This is a genomic window from Massilia varians, from assembly GCF_027923905.1.
Taxonomy (GTDB): domain Bacteria; phylum Pseudomonadota; class Gammaproteobacteria; order Burkholderiales; family Burkholderiaceae_D; genus Telluria; species Telluria varians_B.
On record NZ_AP026966.1, the window covers coordinates 2,300,325 to 2,317,420 of the forward strand.

Sequence of the window (17,096 nt, forward strand, 5' to 3'; positions counted from 1 at the left end):
CTTCATGCCGCCGCCTCGCTGGCGGCGTGGAGGTCGACGCCGGATGCCGCCGCGACCACGGTTTCGGGGGTGGCGTCCTGGCGCGCGAACTCGCGCACCACCCGGCCCTGGCGCATCACCACCACGCGGTCGGCCAGGCCCAGCACTTCGGGCAGTTCGGAGGACACCAGAATCACGGACAGGCCGCGCTCCACCAGCTCGCTGATGAAGCGGTGCACCGCGGCCTTGGAGCCGATGTCGATGCCCTTGGTCGGCTCATCCAGGATGATGACTTTCGGATCGGTCGCCAGCCACTTGCCGAGCACCACCTTCTGCTGGTTGCCGCCCGAGAGTTCGGCGACGTGCTGCTGCAGGTGGTGGGCCTTCAGTTCGAGCTGTTCGGCGAAGCGCCGCGCCACCCGGGTTTCACGCTTGGCGCGGGTGAAGAAGCCGAAGCGCGACAGGATCGGCAGCGTGATGTTGTGGGCGATCGGCTGGTTCAGGTGCGCGCCGTGCTGCTGGCGGTCTTCCGGCACGTAGGCCAGGCCGGCGGCGATGGCCTCGCGCGGGGCGCCGAAGCGCGCGTCCTTGCCCTCCAGGCGCACGCTGCCGCGCACATTGGATGTCAGGCCGAACAGGGCCTGCATCACTTCCGAGCGGCCGGCGCCCACCAGGCCATAAAAGCCGAGGATCTCGCCGCGGCGCAAGGCGAAGCTGACGTTCTGGAATTCGGTCGGGTGGCACAGGTCCCGCACTTCCAGCAGCGGCGTGCCGATCTCGACCTGGGCCTTGGGGTAGGCCTGGTGCACGGCGCGGCCCACCATCAGGGCCACCAGCTCGGGCTCGCCGATGTCGGCCAGGCGCCCTTCGGCGACGAACTGGCCGTCGCGCAGCACGGTGTAGCAGTCGGCCACCTCGTAGATCTCGTCGAACTTGTGCGAGATGAAGATGACGGCGGTGCCGGCGACTTTCAGCTGGTCGATGATGCGGTACAGCTCGCGGATCTCGCGCTGCGACAGGGCGGCGGTCGGCTCGTCCATGATCACCACGCGCGCATCCTGCGACAGGGCGCGCGCGATCTCCACGAAGTGGCGCTGCGCCACCGACAGGTCGCGCACGCGGGCGCGCACTGGCAGGGCGACCTCCAGGCGCGCGAACAGGCGCTCGGCCTCGGCCTCGATATGCTGCCAGTCGATGCGCCCGGCGGGGCCGCGGGTCGGGTGGCGGCCCACGTAGATGTTCTCGGCCACGGTCAGTTCGTCGAACATGACCGTCTCCTGGTGCACCGCCGTGATCCCGGCCGCCATCGCCTCCTGCGGGCTGCCGAAGACGACTTCCTTCCCGTCGAGCAGGATGCTGCCGGCGTCGGGGCGGTGGATGCCGGTCAGGGTCTTGACCAGGGTCGACTTGCCGGCGCCGTTCTCGCCGATCAGGGCCATGACTTCGCCCGGGCGGATCGAGAGGCGCACGCCATTGAGGGCATGGACGCCGTTGAAGCGCTTGGTGATGCCGCTCAGCTGGAGGACCGGCGCGTCCGATACTGCGTTTTCGCCGGGTAGGGGAGGGCTTGTCAGTTGGGTCACTGGCATACGGGTGTCGCTAAAGGTAAAAGGCGCCGCGCGGAACAGACATCGCGCGCGGCGGCGGAGCCGCTTAGAACAGCTTGGCGAACTGCTCGACGTTCTCGGCGTTGTAGGTGAACGGCGGGCCGAGGGCCGCTTCGCCGTTGGCATCCAGGGTCACGTTGCCGAGGCGGCCGACCGAGACGCTGGCGCCGTCCTCCGCCTTGGCCTTGCCGGTCACGAACTGGTGGGCGGCATAGGTGGCGGCGTAGCCGAGGTCGATCGGGTTCCAGATCGCGAACTCGCGCACCGCGCCGCTCTTGACGTGGCCGGCCATCTCGGACGGCAGGCCCAGGCCGGTGACGAACACCTTGCCTACCAGGCCCTCGTCGGCCACCGCCTTGCTGGCGGCGACGATGCCGACCGTGGTCGGGGCGATGATCGCCTTCAGGTTCGGGTGGCTGCGCAGCAGGCCGATGGCTTCGCGGTAGCTCTTGTCGGACTGGTCGTCGCCGTAGACGGTGGCCACCAGCTTCAGGTCCTTGTATTCGGGTTTTTCCAGGGTCTTCTTCATGACGCCGATCCAGAGGTTCTGGTTGGTCGCCTGGGCCGAGGCCGACAGGATGGCCAGCTCACCCTTGCCTTTCAGCTCCTTGGCCGCCATCTGGATCTGCTTCTCGCCGATCAGCTCCGCATTGGACGGATTCAGCTGCATCTGGCGCCCGCCGGGAGCCAGGCCGCTGTCGAAGGAGATCACCTTGATCCCGCGCTGCATCGCCTTCTTGGCGATCGGCACCAGGGCGTTCGGATCGTTGGCCGAGACCACGATGGCGTCGACCTTCTGGCTGATCAGGGAGTTGATGATCTCGATCTGGCCTTCGGCGCTGGGCGTGGTCGGGCCGGTGTAGATCACCTCGACGCCGCCGATCTGGCTGGCGGCTTCCTTGGCGCCGGTGTGGGCGGCGTCGAAGAAGCCGTTGCCCAGGCTTTTCACGACCATGGCAATCCTGGTCTGTTGCGGCGCTGCCGGATCGGCCTTCTTTTCACCGCAGCCGGCCAGGCCGGCAAGGATGCCGACGGCGGCGGCCGCGAGCAGGAAGTGTTTGAACGGCTTGATCTTCAATGGGAAAGCTCCATCAGGGCAGCGGACTGCAAGTCATAGGGCGCGCTGTAGCGCGGTGCGTTTTGAGCGATTGGTTCGTCGTCGGGTTCGACGGTGACCACCTTCACGCCGTACTGCTCGAGCAGCTGCACGGCCTTGTCGGAGGCATTGGTATCGGTGACAACCGTGGACACGCGGTCCAGCCCGCACAGGATCAGGCCGGCCTTGCGCGCGAACTTCGAGCTGTCGACCAGCACGACCAGCTCCTCGGCCTGGCTGATCAGGCGCTTCTCGGCCTGGATCAGGAGCGGGTCGGCTTCCATCAGGCCCAGCAGCGACAGGCCATACACGCTCATGAACATCTTGGTGGCGTAGTGGTGCTGGGTGATGTCGTTGTCGAAGGGCGAAAGGATGACGTTCTGCTCGCGGTAGACCCGGCCGCCCGGCACGATGATCTCGTTCTCGCTCGAGACCAGGAGGCGCTCGGCCATCAGGAAGGAATTCGTGAGGATCTTCAGGTGCTTGTCGGTCAGGAACTCGGCCATCATGAAGGTGGTGGTGCCACCGTTGATGATGATCGTTTCGCCGTCGCTGCACATGCCGGCCGCATGGCGGGCGATGGCGCGCTTGCGCGCCGCGAAGCACTGGATGTTGTTCTGGAAGGTCTCGCTGGTCAGCGAGAACTGGCGCGTCTTCGGCAGCAGGTTCTCGGCGCCGCCGCGGGTGCGGGTGAGCAGGTTGCGCCCCGCCAGCCAGCTGATGTCGCGCCGGACCGTCGCCGGCGAAGCGTTGAGCCATTCGACAAGCTGCTGGACCGTTGCCGTCTGATGCTCGGCAAGCAGCTTCAGCAAACGCTTGCGGCGTTTGTGATTCACCATGTTGTCTCCTCCAAAAGCCGTCTGTTTTGAATGCGGCATCTATGTCGAGCGCCTGTGGCGCCCGGCCGTCGTTCCTGCTGGAATCGCGGTGTGTAACAAAAGTATCAATCAAGCACTGCCGTAACGTCAATCACCAAATGATCAACGGGCTGATTATTTGCCTTCGCTGCAACGCACAAACGCGCAATTCGATCAAGCGGATGATTGATTGAGACTTGGTCAGCAAGTTGATCGTTTGCGCGTTGACACCCCTTGCCCCGCTGATTTCTACTGTCTGCCGATGCCGCGAAACGTGGTGGCTGCAGGACATTGGAAGAGAGACGCATCGTCAGCTCGGACGATGACAAAACAATCAACTTGGAGAATATCTTGATGGGCGCAATGAGCGAAACGAAACAACGCGAAGCAATCACTTCGCGCTGGGACGACGGTGTGGCCGCGAACATGAGCGAGCCGGAACTGTTGCTGTACCGTTCGAACCTGCTGGGTTCGGACCTGCGCATTACCAATTTCGGCGGCGGCAATACCTCGGCCAAGGTCACCATGCTCGACCCGCTCTCGGGCGAGCAGGTCGAGGTGCTGTGGGTGAAGGGCTCGGGCGGCGACCTGGGTTCGATCAAGATGGACGGTTTCTCGACCCTCTACATGGACAAGCTGCAGGCCCTGAAAGGGCGCTACCGCGGCCTGGAGCACGAAGACGAGATGGTCGGCTACCTGCCGCACTGCACCTTCAACCTGAATCCGCGCGCGGCCAGCATCGACACCCCGCTGCACGCCTACATCGCCCACAAGCACGTCGACCACATGCACCCGGATTCGTGCATCGCGATCGCCGCCTGCAAGAACAGCCGCGAGCTCACCGCCAGGATCTTCGAGGGTGAACTGGGCTGGCTGCCATGGCAGCGCCCCGGCTACGACCTGGGCCTGAAGCTGGAAGCCGTCTCGCGCGACAATCCGCAACTGAAGGGCATCATCCTGGAAGGCCACGGCCTGTTCACCTGGGGCGACACCGCGAAGTCGTGCTACGAAACCACGCTGGCGATCATCAAGCGCGCCGAGGACTGGCTGGCGGCGAACATCCAGCAGCCGGTATTCGGCGGCCAGGCTACGGGGGCCCTGCCGGCGGGCGAGCGCGCCGCCCTGGTGGCGCGCCTGATGCCCCTCCTGCGCGGCAAGATCAGCCAGGAAGAATACAAGCTGGGTCACTTCGACGACAGCGACGCGGTGCTGGAATTCGTCTGCAGCGCCGACCTCAGGCCGCTGGCCGCCCTCGGCACCTCGTGCCCGGACCACTTCCTGCGCACCAAGATCCGCCCGCTGGTGCTGGACTTCGACCCGGCCACTCCCGACTTCGAGCGCCTGGTGGCCGGCCTGGACCAGGCCCTGGTGGACTACCGCGCCGACTACACCGCCTACTACGAGCGCTGCAAGCGCGCCACCAGCCCGAAGATCCGCGACGCCAACCCGATCATCTACCTGATCCCGGGCGTGGGCATGCTTTCCTTCGCCAAGGACAAGGCGACCGCGCGCATCGCCGGCGAGTTCTACGTCAATGCGATCAATGTGATGCGCGGCGCGAACGGCGTTGACAGCTACGTCGGCCTGCCGGAACAGGAAGCCTTCGACATCGAATACTGGCTGCTCGAGGAAGCGAAACTGCAGCGCATGCCCAAGCCGAAGAGCCTGGCCGGCCGCATCGCCCTGGTGACCGGCGGCGCCGGCGGCATTGGCCAGGCGGTCGCGCGCCAGCTGCTGCAGGAGGGCGCCTGCGTGATGGTGACCGACATCGACAGCGAAGCGCTGGCCGCGACCCAGGCGGCGCTGGCCAAGGTGGCCGGCAAGGACAATATCGCGACCGTGCGCGGCAACATCACCAGCGAAGAGGAAGTCGCCCAGGTCCTGCTTGAAACGGCGCTGCGCTTCGGCGGCGTCGACCTGCTGGTGTCGAACGCCGGCATCGCCTCGGCGGCGCCGCTGGACGAGACCACGCTCGACATCTGGCGCCGCAACCAGGACATCCTGGTGACCGGCTACTTCCTGGTGAGCCGCAGCGCCTTCCAGATCATGAAGCAGCAGAAGCTGGGCGGCAGCATGGTCTTCGTGGGCAGCAAGAACGGCCTGGTGGCGTCGAGCGGCGCATCGGCCTACTGCACCGCCAAGGCGGCCGAACTGCACCTGGCCCGCTGCGTTGCGCTGGAAGGCGCCGAGCACGGCATCCGCGTCAACGTCGTCAATCCGGACGCGGTCATCAAGGGCTCGCGCATCTGGGACGGCAAGTGGAAGGAAGAGCGCGCCGCATCGAACAAGATCGGCCTGGATGACATCGAAGAGTTCTACCGCAAGCGCTCCATGCTGAAACTGAGCGTGCTGCCGGAAGACATCGCCGAAGCCGTCTACTTCTTCGCCAGCGACAAGTCGGGCAAGAGCACCGGCAACATCCTGAATGTGGACGCCGGCAACGCCGGGGCATTCACCCGCTAAAATAGAACGCTGCGCAGCCGGCAGATCGCCGGCTAGCGCGGCATGAAGGAGACAAGTATGAAAAGCGTGATCGACGCAGGCCTGGTGCAAGACCAGAACGCCAAACTGGACGCCAATCTGCAGGCCGACTACGACGCCCTGGGCGGCGTGCTGTCGCGCCGCGGCGTGGACATCGACAAACTGACCGCACTGGCCCAGACCTTCGCCGTGGCGGTCCCGAGCTGGGGCGCCGGCACCGGCGGCACGCGCTTCGCGCGCTTCCCGGGCCGTGGCGAGCCGCGCAACGTGTTCGAGAAGATGGAAGACTGCGCCGTGATCAACCAGTTGACCCGCGCCACCCCGGCCGTGTCGCTGCACTTCCCGTGGGACAAGCCGAGCGACGTGCAGGAACTGCGCGGCAGCGCCGAGGAACTCGGCCTGGGCTTCGACGCCGTCAACTCGAACACCTTCCAGGACCAGGTCGGCCAGGAACACACGTATAAATACGGCAGCCTGACCTCGATGAACGCCGCTGCACGCGCCCAGGCGGTGGCGCACAACATCGAATGCATCGAACTGGGTCAGGCGCTCGGTTCCAAGGCGCTGACGGTGTGGGTCGGCGACGGCGCCAACTTCCCGGGCCAGAGCAACCTGCGCGGCGCGCTGGAGCGCTACCTGGACAGCATGCGCAGCATCTACGCCGCACTGCCGGATGACTGGAACATCTTCATCGAACATAAACTGTTCGAGCCGGCCTTCTACGCCACCACCATCGCCGACTGGGGCACCAGCTTCGCCTGCGCCACCACCCTCGGCCCGAAGGCCAAGTGCCTGGTCGACCTCGGCCACCACGCACCGAACACCAACATCGAGATGATCGTGGCGCGCCTGGCGCAGTTCGGCAAGCTCGGCGGCTTCCACTTCAACGACAGCAAGTACGGCGACGACGACCTGGATTCGGGCTCGATCAATCCGTTCCAGCTGTTCCTGGTCTTCAACGAGCTGGCCGACGCGGCCCTGCGCGAAGGCGCGGCCTTCAAGCCGGCCTACATGCTGGACCAGTCGCACAACGTGACCGATCCGATCGAAAGCCTGATGAGCAGCGCGGTGGAAGTGCAGCGCGCCTTCGTGCAGTCGGCCCTGGTCGACCGCGCCGAACTGGCCTCGCTGCAGGAGCAGAACGACGTGCTGCAGGCCGCCCAGTGCCTGAAGCGCGCCTTCCGTACCGACGTCGGTCCGATCCTGGCCATGGCCCGCGTGCGCTCGGGCGGCGCCGCCGATCCGGTGGCCGCCTACCGCGCCAGCGGCTACCGCGACCGCGTCGCCAGCGTGCGTCCGGCCAAGGCCGGCGCAAGCAGCAGCGGCATCGTCTGATCCCGAAGAGATGAGCATGACGACTCGCGCATTCCGGATGAAGCTCAAGCCGGGCAACGAGGAGGAATACCGGCGCCGCCACGACGAGATCTGGCCGGAGCTGGCCGCGCTGCTGCACGGGGCGGGGATCCACGATTATTCGATCTTCCTGGACGAAGCGACGCTGGACCTGTTCGCTGTCATGAAGCTGCACCCGGGGCACGATCTCGGGCCGCTGCCGGAGCATCCGGTGATGAAGCGCTGGTGGGACTACATGGCGGACCTGATGGAGGTCGAGCCGGGCAACCGGCCGAAGGAGTGGCCGCTGACCCAAGTGTTCCACATGGCGTAGGGTGGTCGGCTTCGCCGACCGCGCGTCCAAATTACGGTGCTGCTGCCCGCGCGGCCATTCTATCGCTGGTTGAACGCGCGGCCGGCAGAGCCGGCCACCCTACGATCATCTGGCCTTGTCGAGCAGCCCGCGCATCTTGAGCCACTCCTCCGCCCGCCGCGGCCAGCTCGACGCCGTCCCCAGCCCATCCCGCATCCCCATCCCGTGCGATCCCTGCTCGAACAAAACCATCTCCGCCGGCACCTTGTGCCGCGTGAGCGCCTGGTAGAACAAGATGCTGTTCTCGACCGGCACCGCCTGGTCGGCCTGGGTATGGATCAGGAGGGTAGGCGGGGTCGAGGCCGTCACCTGGCGCTCGGGCGACATCAAGGCCACCTCGGCCTCCTTGGGCGATGCGCCCAGCAGCGCCTTGCGCGAGCCGGCATGCACGGCAGGGCCTTCCATCGCGATCACCGGGTACATCAGCATCAGGAAGTCGGGCCGTGCGCTGACCTTGTCCAGCTCCGCGCCCGTACGTCCGAGCGGATGCTCGTACAGGGTGCCGGCGGTGGCCGCCAGGTGCCCGCCGGCCGAGCTGCCCATCACGCCGATGCGGTCCGGCTGGACCTTGAAGCGCGCCGCCTGCGCGCGCACCAGGCGCACCGCGCGCAGCACGTCGCGCAGCGGCGCCGGGTGGCCGAATTCCTGCTGGCGGTAGGTCAACACGAAACTGGCGATGCCCAGGGTGCTCAGCCAGTAGGCGTACTGCTCGCCTTCGCGGCGGGTCGACTGGCGCACGTAGCCGCCGCCCGGGCAGATGATGACCGCGGTGCCGTTGGGGCGGTCCACCGCCGCCGGGTACACGGTCAGGCTCGGCTCGGTGATGTTGGTAGTGCGGCCGTCCTCGTCGACCTTGTTCGGCCCGAGTTCGGCTTTGGCGTCGGGCACGCCTTCCGGCCACAAGGGCAGGACCAGCGGGCCAGCGGAAGTGGCGGCGCCTGCGGCTGGCAGGGCTCCAAACGTCGTGAGCGCGAGACCGGCAGCCAGCTGCGTCATCGTGCGTCTCCTGTTTTCATTCATGGAAGTTCCTCTTATGGTAAAGCACACTGAACTTTGCAGTATTCTCGCATCCGTGGCCGTGCTGGCCGGCTGCGCCACCCAGGGCGTGCGCCCCTTCGACGCCGCGGACGGGCTCGAGCTGGTCGCCAGCCCGAGCGTCGATCCGGCCACCGTCTGGTCGCGCGGCGCCGATGGCGTGGTTGCGGTATCCGGCAAGCCGCCGGGCTACATCGCCACCCGCGCCAGCTATACCAACTACCGCATGCACGTCGAATGGCGCTGGCCGGGTAAACCGGGCAACGCCGGCGTGCTGCTGCATGTCGCCTCGGGGCCGAAGGATGGCGCCTGGCCGCTCAGCGTGCAGGTGCAGACCAAGCATGGATACGCCGGCGACATCCTGCCGATGGCGGGCGCCGGGTTTGCCGAGCCGCTCACCACGGCGCCGGGCGCCTACCCGGCCATCAAGGGGCATACGGCGCCAGACAGCGAACGCCCGCCCGGGGAATGGAACAGCGCCGAGATCCTGGCGCGCGACGGCGTCATCGAGGTGGCAATCAACGGCGTGGCGCAGAACCGCGTCAGCGCCGTGAAGCCAGCTCAAGGCCGGATCGGCTTCCAGCTCGAGGGCGCGCCCTACGAGCTGCGCAACATCGCGATCACGCCGCTGCCGTAACTTACTTGCGCTTCAGCCAGGCGTCCGGCACCGGCACCACGACGATGTTCATCGAGCGGCCGTCTTCCGACAGCATGGCCGACTGGATCTGGATCCTGGTGCCGTCGGCGCTGAAGGTCGGGTGCGGGTGGTCGGCCGCGGTGGTCTTGTGGCCGGTGGTAAGCATCATCATCTCGCGGGTCTTGCGGTCGATCAGGTAGACGCTGCGGCTGAAGTCGTCGCCCACGGCGAAGCGGCCGTCGCTGGAGCCGTGCACGTGCCACAGGCCGCTGCCGGACGGGGTTTGTCCGACGATCTGCATCTGGCGGGTGCGCAGGTTGACGATCGCCAGGCCGGTTGGTTTCTCGCGGGTGCCGGTCTGGCCCCAGCCGTCGTCCTGCCCCGGATTGGCGCCGCCGACGTCGGTGGCGGGGCCTTCCACGGCCTTGGCCGCGCCCGGGATCGGACGGTGGCCCATGATCGCCATCGCCACTTCATCCTTCGAGATCACCGCCTCGTGCGTCACCCATTCGTAAGGCGCTTCCGGGTAGAGCGGGCGCAGGCCGCTGCCGTCCGCCATCACGGTCCAGGTGCGCTGCGGCGACTTGCCGCCGGTCTCCCAGCAGAACACGATCTCGCCCGGCTTGTACAGGTTGGCCTGGATGTGGCCGACCTGGAAGGGCACCGAGACCACGTGCCTGACTTCGCCGGTCTTCACGTTCAGGCGTGCGATGCCCTGCGGGCCGGCGCCCATCTTGCGCGGGCCGAAGGCCGGCTCGATCTTGGTGCCGGGCGCCAGGTGCTTGGCGGCCTGGCCCGGCCCGACCTTGAAGTAGACCCATTCCTCGTCCGCGTCCAGGGCCAGGTCGCCGCCGGCTTCCAGTTCCGGCGGCAGGTTGGCGGTCACGCGCTGGTAGCTGGCTGCCGGCTGCATGCGGCCGGCGGCGCTGTCGGCGAAGACGCGCGCCAGGTCGGTCTCGACGATCTGCAGGATCTTGTCGTCGTCGGGCGCCTTGCGCATGTAGTACAGCTTCATCGACTTCTGCGCGAGATTGAGCATGCCGGTGTAGCCGCCTTCGGTGACCTGCACCAGGTCGCCGGTCGTTTCGTTCACCGCCACCGCCTCGTTGCCGGCCAGGCGCGAGCGGAACACCAGCCACTTGCCGTCCGAGGTCCATTGCGGGTGGGTCGGGTAGATCTTGGCGTCGCCGTGCGGCTTGCTGGTCAGGAAGGTGAGCATGGTGCCGGTCACCGGGTCCTTGACGAGCTTGCGCTCGGACGGGAAGCGCTTGCCGATCTGGGCGGAGGCGTCGAGGCTCAGCGTGAGCGCGGCGGAAAGGCAGAGGAAGGCGGCGAAGCGGGATGGCATGGTGGGGGTCTCCATATTGTGATGTTGTCCGCTCATTCTCCCAGCAGGAGTTGCTCAGATCTAATCATTCTGGTGATTCTTTCTGCGTCTTTACTGCCGGTTTGAGCAGTGGCGCATAGAATCGGGGCAAAGCGATAACACATGGAGACCCGTCGATGTCCTTCTTGAGCACCTTGATCCGTGCCGGCGCGATGCTGTTGCTGGCCTGCGGCGTGGCGCATGCACAAGCCCCGGCGGCCGCCGTCAATACCGACCCGGCGCGCGCCCAGGTCAAGCTGCCCGAGCCGGCCAACCCCGCGCTACCGTCGATCATCCTGATCGGCGACTCCACCGTGCGCAACGGCCATGACGACGGCCAGGGCCAGGGCGCGCAAGGGCAGTGGGGGTGGGGCAATCCGCTCGCCGCCTGGTTCGATTCCACCAAGGTCAACGTCGTGAACCGCGCGGTCGGCGGCCTGTCCAGCCGCACCTACGCTACCTCCGGCCACTGGGAGCGCACGCTGGCTTTCGTGAAGCCGGGCGACATCGTCCTCATGCAGTTCGGCCACAACGACGCTTCCCCGATCAACGACGACAAGCGCGCCCGCGGCACGATCCGCGGCATCGGCAGCGAGTCCCAGGAGATCGACAACATCCTGACGGGCAAGCGCGAGACCGTCTACAGCTATGGCGGCTACCTGCGCAAGTACATTCTTGAAACCCGCGCCAAGGGCGCCACGCCGGTGGTGGTGTCGCTCATTCCGCGCAAGGCCTGGGTCGAGGAAGGCCCGGATGCCGGGAAGGTCCGCCGCAACAAGGGCGACTACGCCGGCTGGGCCGAGCAGGTCGCGCGCATGGAGAAGGTCGGCTTCATCGACCTGAACGAGCTGGCGGCGCGCCGCTATGATGAGATGGGCCGCGAGGGCGTGATGAAGATGTTCCCGGTCACCGTGCCGGACGAACGCATCCACACCAACTGGGCCGGCGCCGCGCTCAATGCGCAGCTGGTGGTGGACGGCCTGAAGGCGCTGGGCGACCCGCGCATGGCCTCGTTCCTGAAACCGGTCGAGGACGTGCGCCCGGTGGTCGACGCGCGCACCGTGCGCGAGGAAGCGCCCTTGCATGCTGGGCTGCCGACCCTGTTCCTGGTGGGCGACTCCACCGTCAAGAGCGGTGGCCAGAACGGCGCCATCGGCTGGGGCGAGCGCCTCGCCCAGTACTTCGACACCCGTCGAATCAATGTGGTCAACGCCGCCATCGGCGGACGCAGCAGCCGCACCTTCTTCACTGAAGGCCGCTGGGACCGCGTGCTCGGGCAGATGAAGCAGGGCGACATGGTCGTGATCCAGTTCGGCCACAACGACGGCGGCCGCATCGGCGACCCGGCCAACAAGAACCGGGCATCAAGCCCCGGCACCGGTCCCGAGACGGTCGAGGACACCCGGCCCGACGGCAGCAAGGAGCAGGTGCACAGCTTCGGCTGGTACACCGCCCGCTACATCGCCGACGCCAGGGGCAAGGGCGTGACCGCGGTGATCGCTTCGCCCATCCCGCACCGCGACAAGTGGCAGCAGGAGCGCGACTTCGCCAACTTCGCCGACTGGGGCCGCCAGGTCGCCCAGGCGGGCGGCGCGCACTTCATGGACCTGACCCTCCTGGTCACCGACGGCTACCGCAAGATCGGCGCGGAGCGCGTCGACACCTTCTTTTCCGACGCACGCACCCACACCAATGCCGCCGGCGCCGAATTCAACGCCCAGCGCGTGGTGGCCGGCCTGAAGGCACTGCCGGGCAATCCGCTGCGTCCGTACTTCTCCGACAAGGCGACGGGCATCCAGTGATGAAAGCATTGTTCGCGACCTTGCTGCTCCTTGCGGGCGGCGCGCAGGCGGCCTGCGAGAACTGGGGCACCAAGGGCAAGCTGCTGCACCAGGACAGCTTTGACGGGCCGCTGGAAGGCTATGTGAGCGAGTATGCGCGCAAGCCGGGCAACAGCATCGCCAACCGCGACGGCCGCCTTGTCATCGACGTCGACTCGGGCGCCACCGTCTGGCTGGACAAGCCCCTGTCCGGCGACATCCTGATCGCCTACACGCGCCGCGTGGTGATGGCGGGCGGCCCGAACGATCGCCTGTCCGACCTGAACCACTTCTGGATGGCGCGCGACCCGGCCAACGAGAACCTGTTCACCCGCTCGGGCAAGTTCGAGGACTACGACGACCTCGACATGTATTATGCCGGCGTCGGCGGCAACCACAACGAGACCACCCGCCTGCGCCGCTATGCCGGCGGCCAGCGCGTGATGGTGGCCGAGCGCTCGGGTGCCGACTGGATGCTCGCGCCCAACCGCGACTACCGCGTGGAGATCGCGGTCTACCGCGGCTGCACCCGCATGCTGCTCGACGGCCGCGAGGTCTTTTCCTATCGCGACCCGCATCCCTTCACCCAGGGCTACATGGGATTTCGCACGACCTGGTCGCGCCACACCATCGACAACCTGACGATTCACCAGCTGAAATAAAAGGAGACACCCAAGATGACCCACCCCATGCCGCGCCGTGCCCTGATCGGCCTGCTCGTTGCGAGCCTGTTCCCGGCCATGAGCGCGATCGCGCAGGACGCGCCGGCGGCCCAGGAAAAAGGCCCGGCCGCGGCCGACGCCATGCTGCACGCCCTGGACGTCAAGTACCCGACCCGCTACCAGCCGATGGAAGCGAACGAGGTCAAGGCCGTGCTCGACCGCGTGTTCGCCTACCTGGACCGCAGCACGCCGGCCGAGCTGATCCACAAGGTCGACAGTTCGCCGATCACCGACCTGGGCAAGCCGGAACAGGACGCCGTATTGAAACCCGGCGACTTCCGGCTGACCAGCTACGAATGGGGCGTCACCTACCTGGGCATGCTGGCCGCGGGCCAGGCCACCGGCGACCAGCGCTACACCGACTACACCCAAAAGCGCCATGCGCTGCTGTCGCAGCTGACCAAAACCTACCTGCCGGTGGTGCAGGCCGACCGCGCCAACTCGCACGCGCCGATCAAGAGCTTCCTGAACCCGCACGCGCTGGACGACGCCGGTGCCCTGTGCCACAGCTTCCTGAAGGCCCAGGTGGGCGGCTCGAAGGTCGACTACAGCCAGATGGTCGGCATCTGCGGCGACTTCGTCACCAAGCACGAGTACCGCCTGAAGGACGGCACGCTGGCGCGCGGCGGCCCGGACGGCAAGGGCGGCCGCAAGATGCGTCCGCTGCCGGACACCCTGTGGCTGGACGACATGTTCATGGGCGTGCCGACCATGGCCTACCTGGGCAAGGTCACGGGCAACCGCAAGCACTACGACGACGCCGTCAACCAGGTGCTGCAGTTCTCGAAGCGCATGTTCAACCCGAAGCTGGGCATCTACATGCACGGCTACGTCGAAGGCATGCGCGACCATCCGGAACTGCGCTGGGCGCGCGCCAACGGCTGGGCGGTGATGGCCATGGTCGAGGTGCTGGAAGTGCTGCCGAAGGACCACAAGGGCTACAAGCAGGTGCTGGACCAGCTGCGCGCCCACATCAAGGGCCTGGCCGGCTACCAGACCAAGGAAGGCTTCTGGCACCAGCTGATCGACCGCAACGACACCTACCAGGAGACCTCGGCGACTGCGATCTACACCTACGCGATCGCACGCGCGGTCAACCGCGGCTACGTCGACGCCCAGATGTACGGCCCGATGGCGAACCTGGCCTGGAACGCGGTGGCCAGCAAGGTCACGGCGGCCGGCCAGATCGAAGGCATCTGCGTGGGCACCGGCATGGCCTTCGACCCGGCCTTCTACGCTTATCGTCCGACCAGCGTGAAGGCGGCGCACGGCTACGGCCCGACGCTGCTGGCCGGGGCGGAGATCATCGAGATGAACAAGAAGTACAAGTTCGGCTTGAATGACAGCGGCTTGATGTTCCAGGGCGCGCGTCAGTAATCCGGAACTTTTGTAGGGTGGACGGCTTTGCCGTCCGCGCGTTCAAACAGTGCGTGAATGGCCGACGCAGCATCCATTCACGCGGGCGTTGAACGCGCGGTCGGCGGAGCCGACCACCCTACGGGATCACGGCCTTGCCGCCCTGATTTTTTCCACCAGGCTGGCCGGCACCGCAAACGCCGTCCCATGCCGCACCCGCTGCTTGGTGCCGGCGTTCGGAAAGCGCAGCTTCGCCGTCACGTCCTCCCAGTTCACCATGTCGCGCGTGCGCAGCGCGCCATAGTGCCCCGCCGTGTAGGCGTCGTAATACACGATCACCTCGTCGCCCACCTGCAGCACGCTCGGCCCTTCGCTCCACAGGCCGGACGGCGTGATCGGCGCACCCAGCGCCCCGAAGGGACCGGCGAAGCCCGACGCCTGGGCCACCCGCAGGTGTTTCATCGGCGGGTAACGGGTCTCGTCCTTCACCAAGAGCCAATCCTTGCCGAAAGCCTGCGCCAGCGTGGCGTCGATCACCGAGAAGCCCGGGTCGTAATACAGGCGGATCGGCGTGAAGCTGACGAAGTCCCTGGTGCTGGTGGCGTAGATGCGGTGGTTGTACTTCTCTTCGCTCTTGCCCTCGGTTTCCGGGAAGCGCCCCGGCACCGTGGACGACCACAGGATCAGGTAGTGGCCCTGTTTCGCGTCGTAGAACAGCTCGGGCGCCCAGGCGTTCAGCGCGGTCGGCTCGTGGCCCATCACCGGGATCTCGCGCTGGGTCGACCAGTTCAGCAGGTCGGGCGAGGAGGCGTAGCCGATGCTGCGGTCGTTCCAGCCGCTGGTCCAGACCATGTGGTACAGGCCGTCCGGCCCGCGCACCAGGCTCGGGTCGCGCATCAGCCTGGCGCCGCCCACGGTGGGCGTGAGGAAGCTGGCGCCGCCGTGCAAGGCCTCCCACGCGTAGCCGTCGGTGCTGGCGGCCAGGTGCAGGCCGTCGGCGCCGTTGCCGATGAAGTAGGCGAACAGGTAGGCTTGGCTTTCCCTGCTGCGGACAAGGGGAGCGCAGCCGGCCAGCAGGGCGGCGCCGGCCAGCGCGCCGAGGGCGGTGCGGCGCTTCATTGCGCGCTCCCGGTGCTTGGTGCGCGCAGCTCGCGGCTGCCCTCGTCGCCGGCCGGACGCTCCGCCTTGAGGCCCGGGCTCGGCGGCACCGCGAAGGACGACACCGGGTCCGGGTGGGCCGGGTCGAAGGCGAAGTCGTCGACCACGTGGGAGGCCACCGGCAGCTTCGCCTGGCGCATGCCGAGCACGATGGCCTTGGCCAGCACGTAGCTGCCATAGTTGTTGTGGTGGGTATTGTCGAGGCGGCCCGGCGCGGGCAGGGCGAACGCGGCCTTCGAGCCTTCCACGCCGAGCGCCGCGTACATGGTCTGGCTCATCGCATGCAGGTCGATGAAGGGCACGTCCAGTTCCCGGGCCGACTGGCGCGCCGCTTCGGCGTAGTCGCTCAGGGTGAGCTGGACCTTGCCCGCCGGGTCGAAGCGGCGCCGTTCCATCGACGAGACGATCACCGGCAGGCCACCTCGGGCGCGCACCATCTCGACGTGGGTCTTGATCTCGGCCTTGTAGGTGGTGAAGGGGCCGCCCTTGCCGGAGGCGATCTGCTTCTGGTCGTTGTGCCCGTACTGCATCAGGAGCGTGTCGCCCGGCTTCATCTGGCTCAGGATCTTGTCGAGGCGGCGCTTGGACAGCGAATCGCGGTAGGTCTCGCCCGACTGCGCATAATTGGCCACCGCCACCGAGGGCTTCAGGAAGCGCGGCAGCATCTGGCCCCAGCTGTTGTAGGGCTCGCCCGGCTGGTCGCTGACGGTCGAGTCGCCCAGCAGGAACAGGGTCGACACCTGTACCGGCGCGATCTCCACGGTACGCACCGCCGGGCGGGCGCCGCTGAATTCGAGCGTCAGGCGCTGGTCCCAGTTCCAGGCTTCGCTCACGGTCTCGCGCGGGACGTTGAGCTTGACTTCGCCGGCCGCGACGCCGTTGGCAGCCGGGATCCGCGGGTTACGCACGTTCACGATGAAGCTGCGCTCGCGCTTCTGGCCGGGCGCGGTCTCTACGTTCTCGAGCGCCAGGCGGCGCAGTTCGGACTTGATGGTGGTGGTGGACGGCTGGGTGTCGTCGCCCAGGGTGACCGTCACGCGGTAGTTCCCCTCCGGGAGATCGACCGAAAAATAGCTGCCCAGCGCCGCGCCCGGCTCGAAGCCGTAGCCGCGGCCGGCCTCGTAGGTGGTGCCGGCGGCCACCTGGGTGTAGCCGGCCGGGGCCGCGCCGCCGAAAGCGAAGCGCTTCACGTGCTCCGCCTGGGGCTGGGACGCGCAGCCCGCCAGCAGGAGGGCGCCGATGGCGGCGCCGAGGATGGTCAATCGCATGTTGTCCTT

Annotated in this window: 15 protein-coding genes; 7 read left to right on the forward strand and 8 right to left on the reverse strand. The window is 67.2% G+C overall.

The annotated features are described in order from the left end of the window. Positions 1–2: 2 nt before the first annotated feature. The 4 genes from MasN3_RS10445 to MasN3_RS10460 form a co-directional block, all read right to left on the reverse strand. Entirely contained in the window at positions 3–1,568 is a 1,566-nt protein-coding gene (locus MasN3_RS10445) for a sugar ABC transporter ATP-binding protein (RefSeq protein WP_281913975.1), read from the reverse strand. Between the two features lie 64 nt (positions 1,569–1,632). Next, positions 1,633–2,664 (reverse strand): rhamnose ABC transporter substrate-binding protein, encoded by a 1,032-nt coding sequence (gene rhaS, locus MasN3_RS10450; RefSeq protein WP_370662339.1) that lies wholly within the window; start codon positions 2,662–2,664, stop codon positions 1,633–1,635. Continuing rightward, positions 2,661–3,521 (reverse strand): DeoR/GlpR family DNA-binding transcription regulator, encoded by an 861-nt coding sequence (locus MasN3_RS10455; RefSeq protein WP_281913976.1) that lies wholly within the window; start codon positions 3,519–3,521, stop codon positions 2,661–2,663. The genes rhaS and MasN3_RS10455 overlap by 4 nt, the downstream gene beginning before the upstream one ends. A gap of 104 nt (positions 3,522–3,625) precedes the next feature. Further along, a complete protein-coding gene (locus MasN3_RS10460) occupies positions 3,626–3,967 on the reverse strand; it encodes a hypothetical protein (protein WP_281914638.1) in 342 nt (113 codons plus the stop codon). Here MasN3_RS10460 and MasN3_RS10465 point away from each other — a divergent pair. Genes MasN3_RS10465 through MasN3_RS10475 form a run of 3 tightly spaced genes read left to right on the forward strand, consistent with a single transcriptional unit; the run spans position 3,894 to position 7,686 of the window. Next, positions 3,894–6,002 (forward strand): bifunctional rhamnulose-1-phosphate aldolase/short-chain dehydrogenase, encoded by a 2,109-nt coding sequence (locus MasN3_RS10465; protein ID WP_281914474.1) that lies wholly within the window; start codon positions 3,894–3,896, stop codon positions 6,000–6,002. The genes MasN3_RS10460 and MasN3_RS10465 overlap by 74 nt on opposite strands. 57 nt (positions 6,003–6,059) lie before the next feature. After that, positions 6,060–7,355: an L-rhamnose catabolism isomerase gene (rhaI, locus tag MasN3_RS10470; RefSeq protein ID WP_281913978.1), complete on the forward strand. Its 1,296-nt coding sequence runs from the start codon at positions 6,060–6,062 to the stop codon at positions 7,353–7,355. Between the two features lie 16 nt (positions 7,356–7,371). Next, positions 7,372–7,686 carry an L-rhamnose mutarotase gene (locus tag MasN3_RS10475; RefSeq protein WP_281913980.1) on the forward strand — a complete coding sequence of 105 codons (315 nt, stop codon included), beginning with the start codon at positions 7,372–7,374 and terminating at the stop codon, positions 7,684–7,686. A 105-nt stretch (positions 7,687–7,791) separates the two neighbouring features. Here the strand turns inward: MasN3_RS10475 and MasN3_RS10480 are convergent, their stop codons facing one another. After that, on the reverse strand, positions 7,792–8,721 hold the full coding sequence (locus MasN3_RS10480) for an alpha/beta hydrolase (protein ID WP_281913981.1): 930 nt from the start codon (positions 8,719–8,721) through the stop codon (positions 7,792–7,794). Positions 8,722–8,758: 37 nt separating this feature from the next. Here MasN3_RS10480 and MasN3_RS10485 point away from each other — a divergent pair, with 37 nt between their 5' ends. Beyond that, positions 8,759–9,397, forward strand: coding sequence for a 3-keto-disaccharide hydrolase (locus tag MasN3_RS10485; RefSeq protein WP_281913982.1), 639 nt, complete (start codon positions 8,759–8,761; stop codon positions 9,395–9,397). Position 9,398: 1 nt separating this feature from the next. Here MasN3_RS10485 and MasN3_RS10490 read toward each other — a convergent pair whose 3' ends face one another. After that, positions 9,399–10,745, reverse strand: a complete 1,347-nt coding sequence (locus tag MasN3_RS10490; protein ID WP_281913983.1) for a hypothetical protein — start codon at positions 10,743–10,745, stop codon at positions 9,399–9,401. A 155-nt stretch (positions 10,746–10,900) separates the two neighbouring features. Here MasN3_RS10490 and MasN3_RS10495 point away from each other — a divergent pair, with 155 nt between their 5' ends. The 3 genes from MasN3_RS10495 to MasN3_RS10505 are packed head-to-tail and all read left to right on the forward strand — an operon-like array spanning position 10,901 to position 14,682. After that, entirely contained in the window at positions 10,901–12,565 is a 1,665-nt protein-coding gene (locus MasN3_RS10495; protein ID WP_281913985.1) for a rhamnogalacturonan acetylesterase, read from the forward strand. Further along, positions 12,565–13,245, forward strand: a complete 681-nt coding sequence (locus tag MasN3_RS10500) for a DUF6250 domain-containing protein (RefSeq protein WP_281913986.1) — start codon at positions 12,565–12,567, stop codon at positions 13,243–13,245. Before MasN3_RS10495 ends, MasN3_RS10500 begins: the two co-directional genes overlap by 1 nt. Positions 13,246–13,260: 15 nt before the next feature. Continuing rightward, complete coding sequence (locus MasN3_RS10505) at positions 13,261–14,682, forward strand: glycoside hydrolase family 88/105 protein (protein ID WP_281913987.1); 1,422 nt, start codon at positions 13,261–13,263, stop codon at positions 14,680–14,682. Positions 14,683–14,808: 126 nt separating this feature from the next. On the opposite strand, the gene MasN3_RS10510 is transcribed toward MasN3_RS10505, so the two are convergent. Further along, positions 14,809–15,780 (reverse strand): glycoside hydrolase family 43 protein, encoded by a 972-nt coding sequence (locus tag MasN3_RS10510; protein ID WP_281913989.1) that lies wholly within the window; start codon positions 15,778–15,780, stop codon positions 14,809–14,811. Next, entirely contained in the window at positions 15,777–17,087 is a 1,311-nt protein-coding gene (locus MasN3_RS10515; RefSeq protein ID WP_281913990.1) for a rhamnogalacturonan acetylesterase, read from the reverse strand. Before MasN3_RS10515 ends, MasN3_RS10510 begins: the two co-directional genes overlap by 4 nt. Between the last annotated feature and the right edge of the window lie 9 nt (positions 17,088–17,096).

Excerpts from the sequence above, each read along its gene's own strand:
- MasN3_RS10460 (WP_281914638.1), bottom strand. The coding sequence starts at position 3,967 with ATGTTCGCGGCCACACCGTCGTCCCAGCGCGAAGTGATTGCTTCGCGT.
- MasN3_RS10475 (WP_281913980.1), top strand. The coding sequence starts at position 7,372 with ATGACGACTCGCGCATTCCGGATGAAGCTCAAGCCGGGCAACGAGGAG.
- MasN3_RS10505 (WP_281913987.1), top strand. The coding sequence starts at position 13,261 with ATGACCCACCCCATGCCGCGCCGTGCCCTGATCGGCCTGCTCGTTGCG.
- MasN3_RS10485 (WP_281913982.1), top strand. The coding sequence starts at position 8,759 with ATGGTAAAGCACACTGAACTTTGCAGTATTCTCGCATCCGTGGCCGTG.
- MasN3_RS10490 (WP_281913983.1), bottom strand. The coding sequence starts at position 10,745 with ATGCCATCCCGCTTCGCCGCCTTCCTCTGCCTTTCCGCCGCGCTCACG.
- MasN3_RS10510 (WP_281913989.1), bottom strand. The coding sequence starts at position 15,780 with ATGAAGCGCCGCACCGCCCTCGGCGCGCTGGCCGGCGCCGCCCTGCTG.
- MasN3_RS10495 (WP_281913985.1), top strand. The coding sequence starts at position 10,901 with ATGTCCTTCTTGAGCACCTTGATCCGTGCCGGCGCGATGCTGTTGCTG.
- rhaI (WP_281913978.1), top strand. The coding sequence starts at position 6,060 with ATGAAAAGCGTGATCGACGCAGGCCTGGTGCAAGACCAGAACGCCAAA.
- MasN3_RS10455 (WP_281913976.1), bottom strand. The coding sequence starts at position 3,521 with ATGGTGAATCACAAACGCCGCAAGCGTTTGCTGAAGCTGCTTGCCGAG.
- MasN3_RS10445 (WP_281913975.1), bottom strand. The coding sequence starts at position 1,568 with ATGCCAGTGACCCAACTGACAAGCCCTCCCCTACCCGGCGAAAACGCA.
- MasN3_RS10515 (WP_281913990.1), bottom strand. The coding sequence starts at position 17,087 with ATGCGATTGACCATCCTCGGCGCCGCCATCGGCGCCCTCCTGCTGGCG.
- MasN3_RS10500 (WP_281913986.1), top strand. The coding sequence starts at position 12,565 with ATGAAAGCATTGTTCGCGACCTTGCTGCTCCTTGCGGGCGGCGCGCAG.
- MasN3_RS10465 (WP_281914474.1), top strand. The coding sequence starts at position 3,894 with ATGGGCGCAATGAGCGAAACGAAACAACGCGAAGCAATCACTTCGCGC.
- MasN3_RS10480 (WP_281913981.1), bottom strand. The coding sequence starts at position 8,721 with ATGACGCAGCTGGCTGCCGGTCTCGCGCTCACGACGTTTGGAGCCCTG.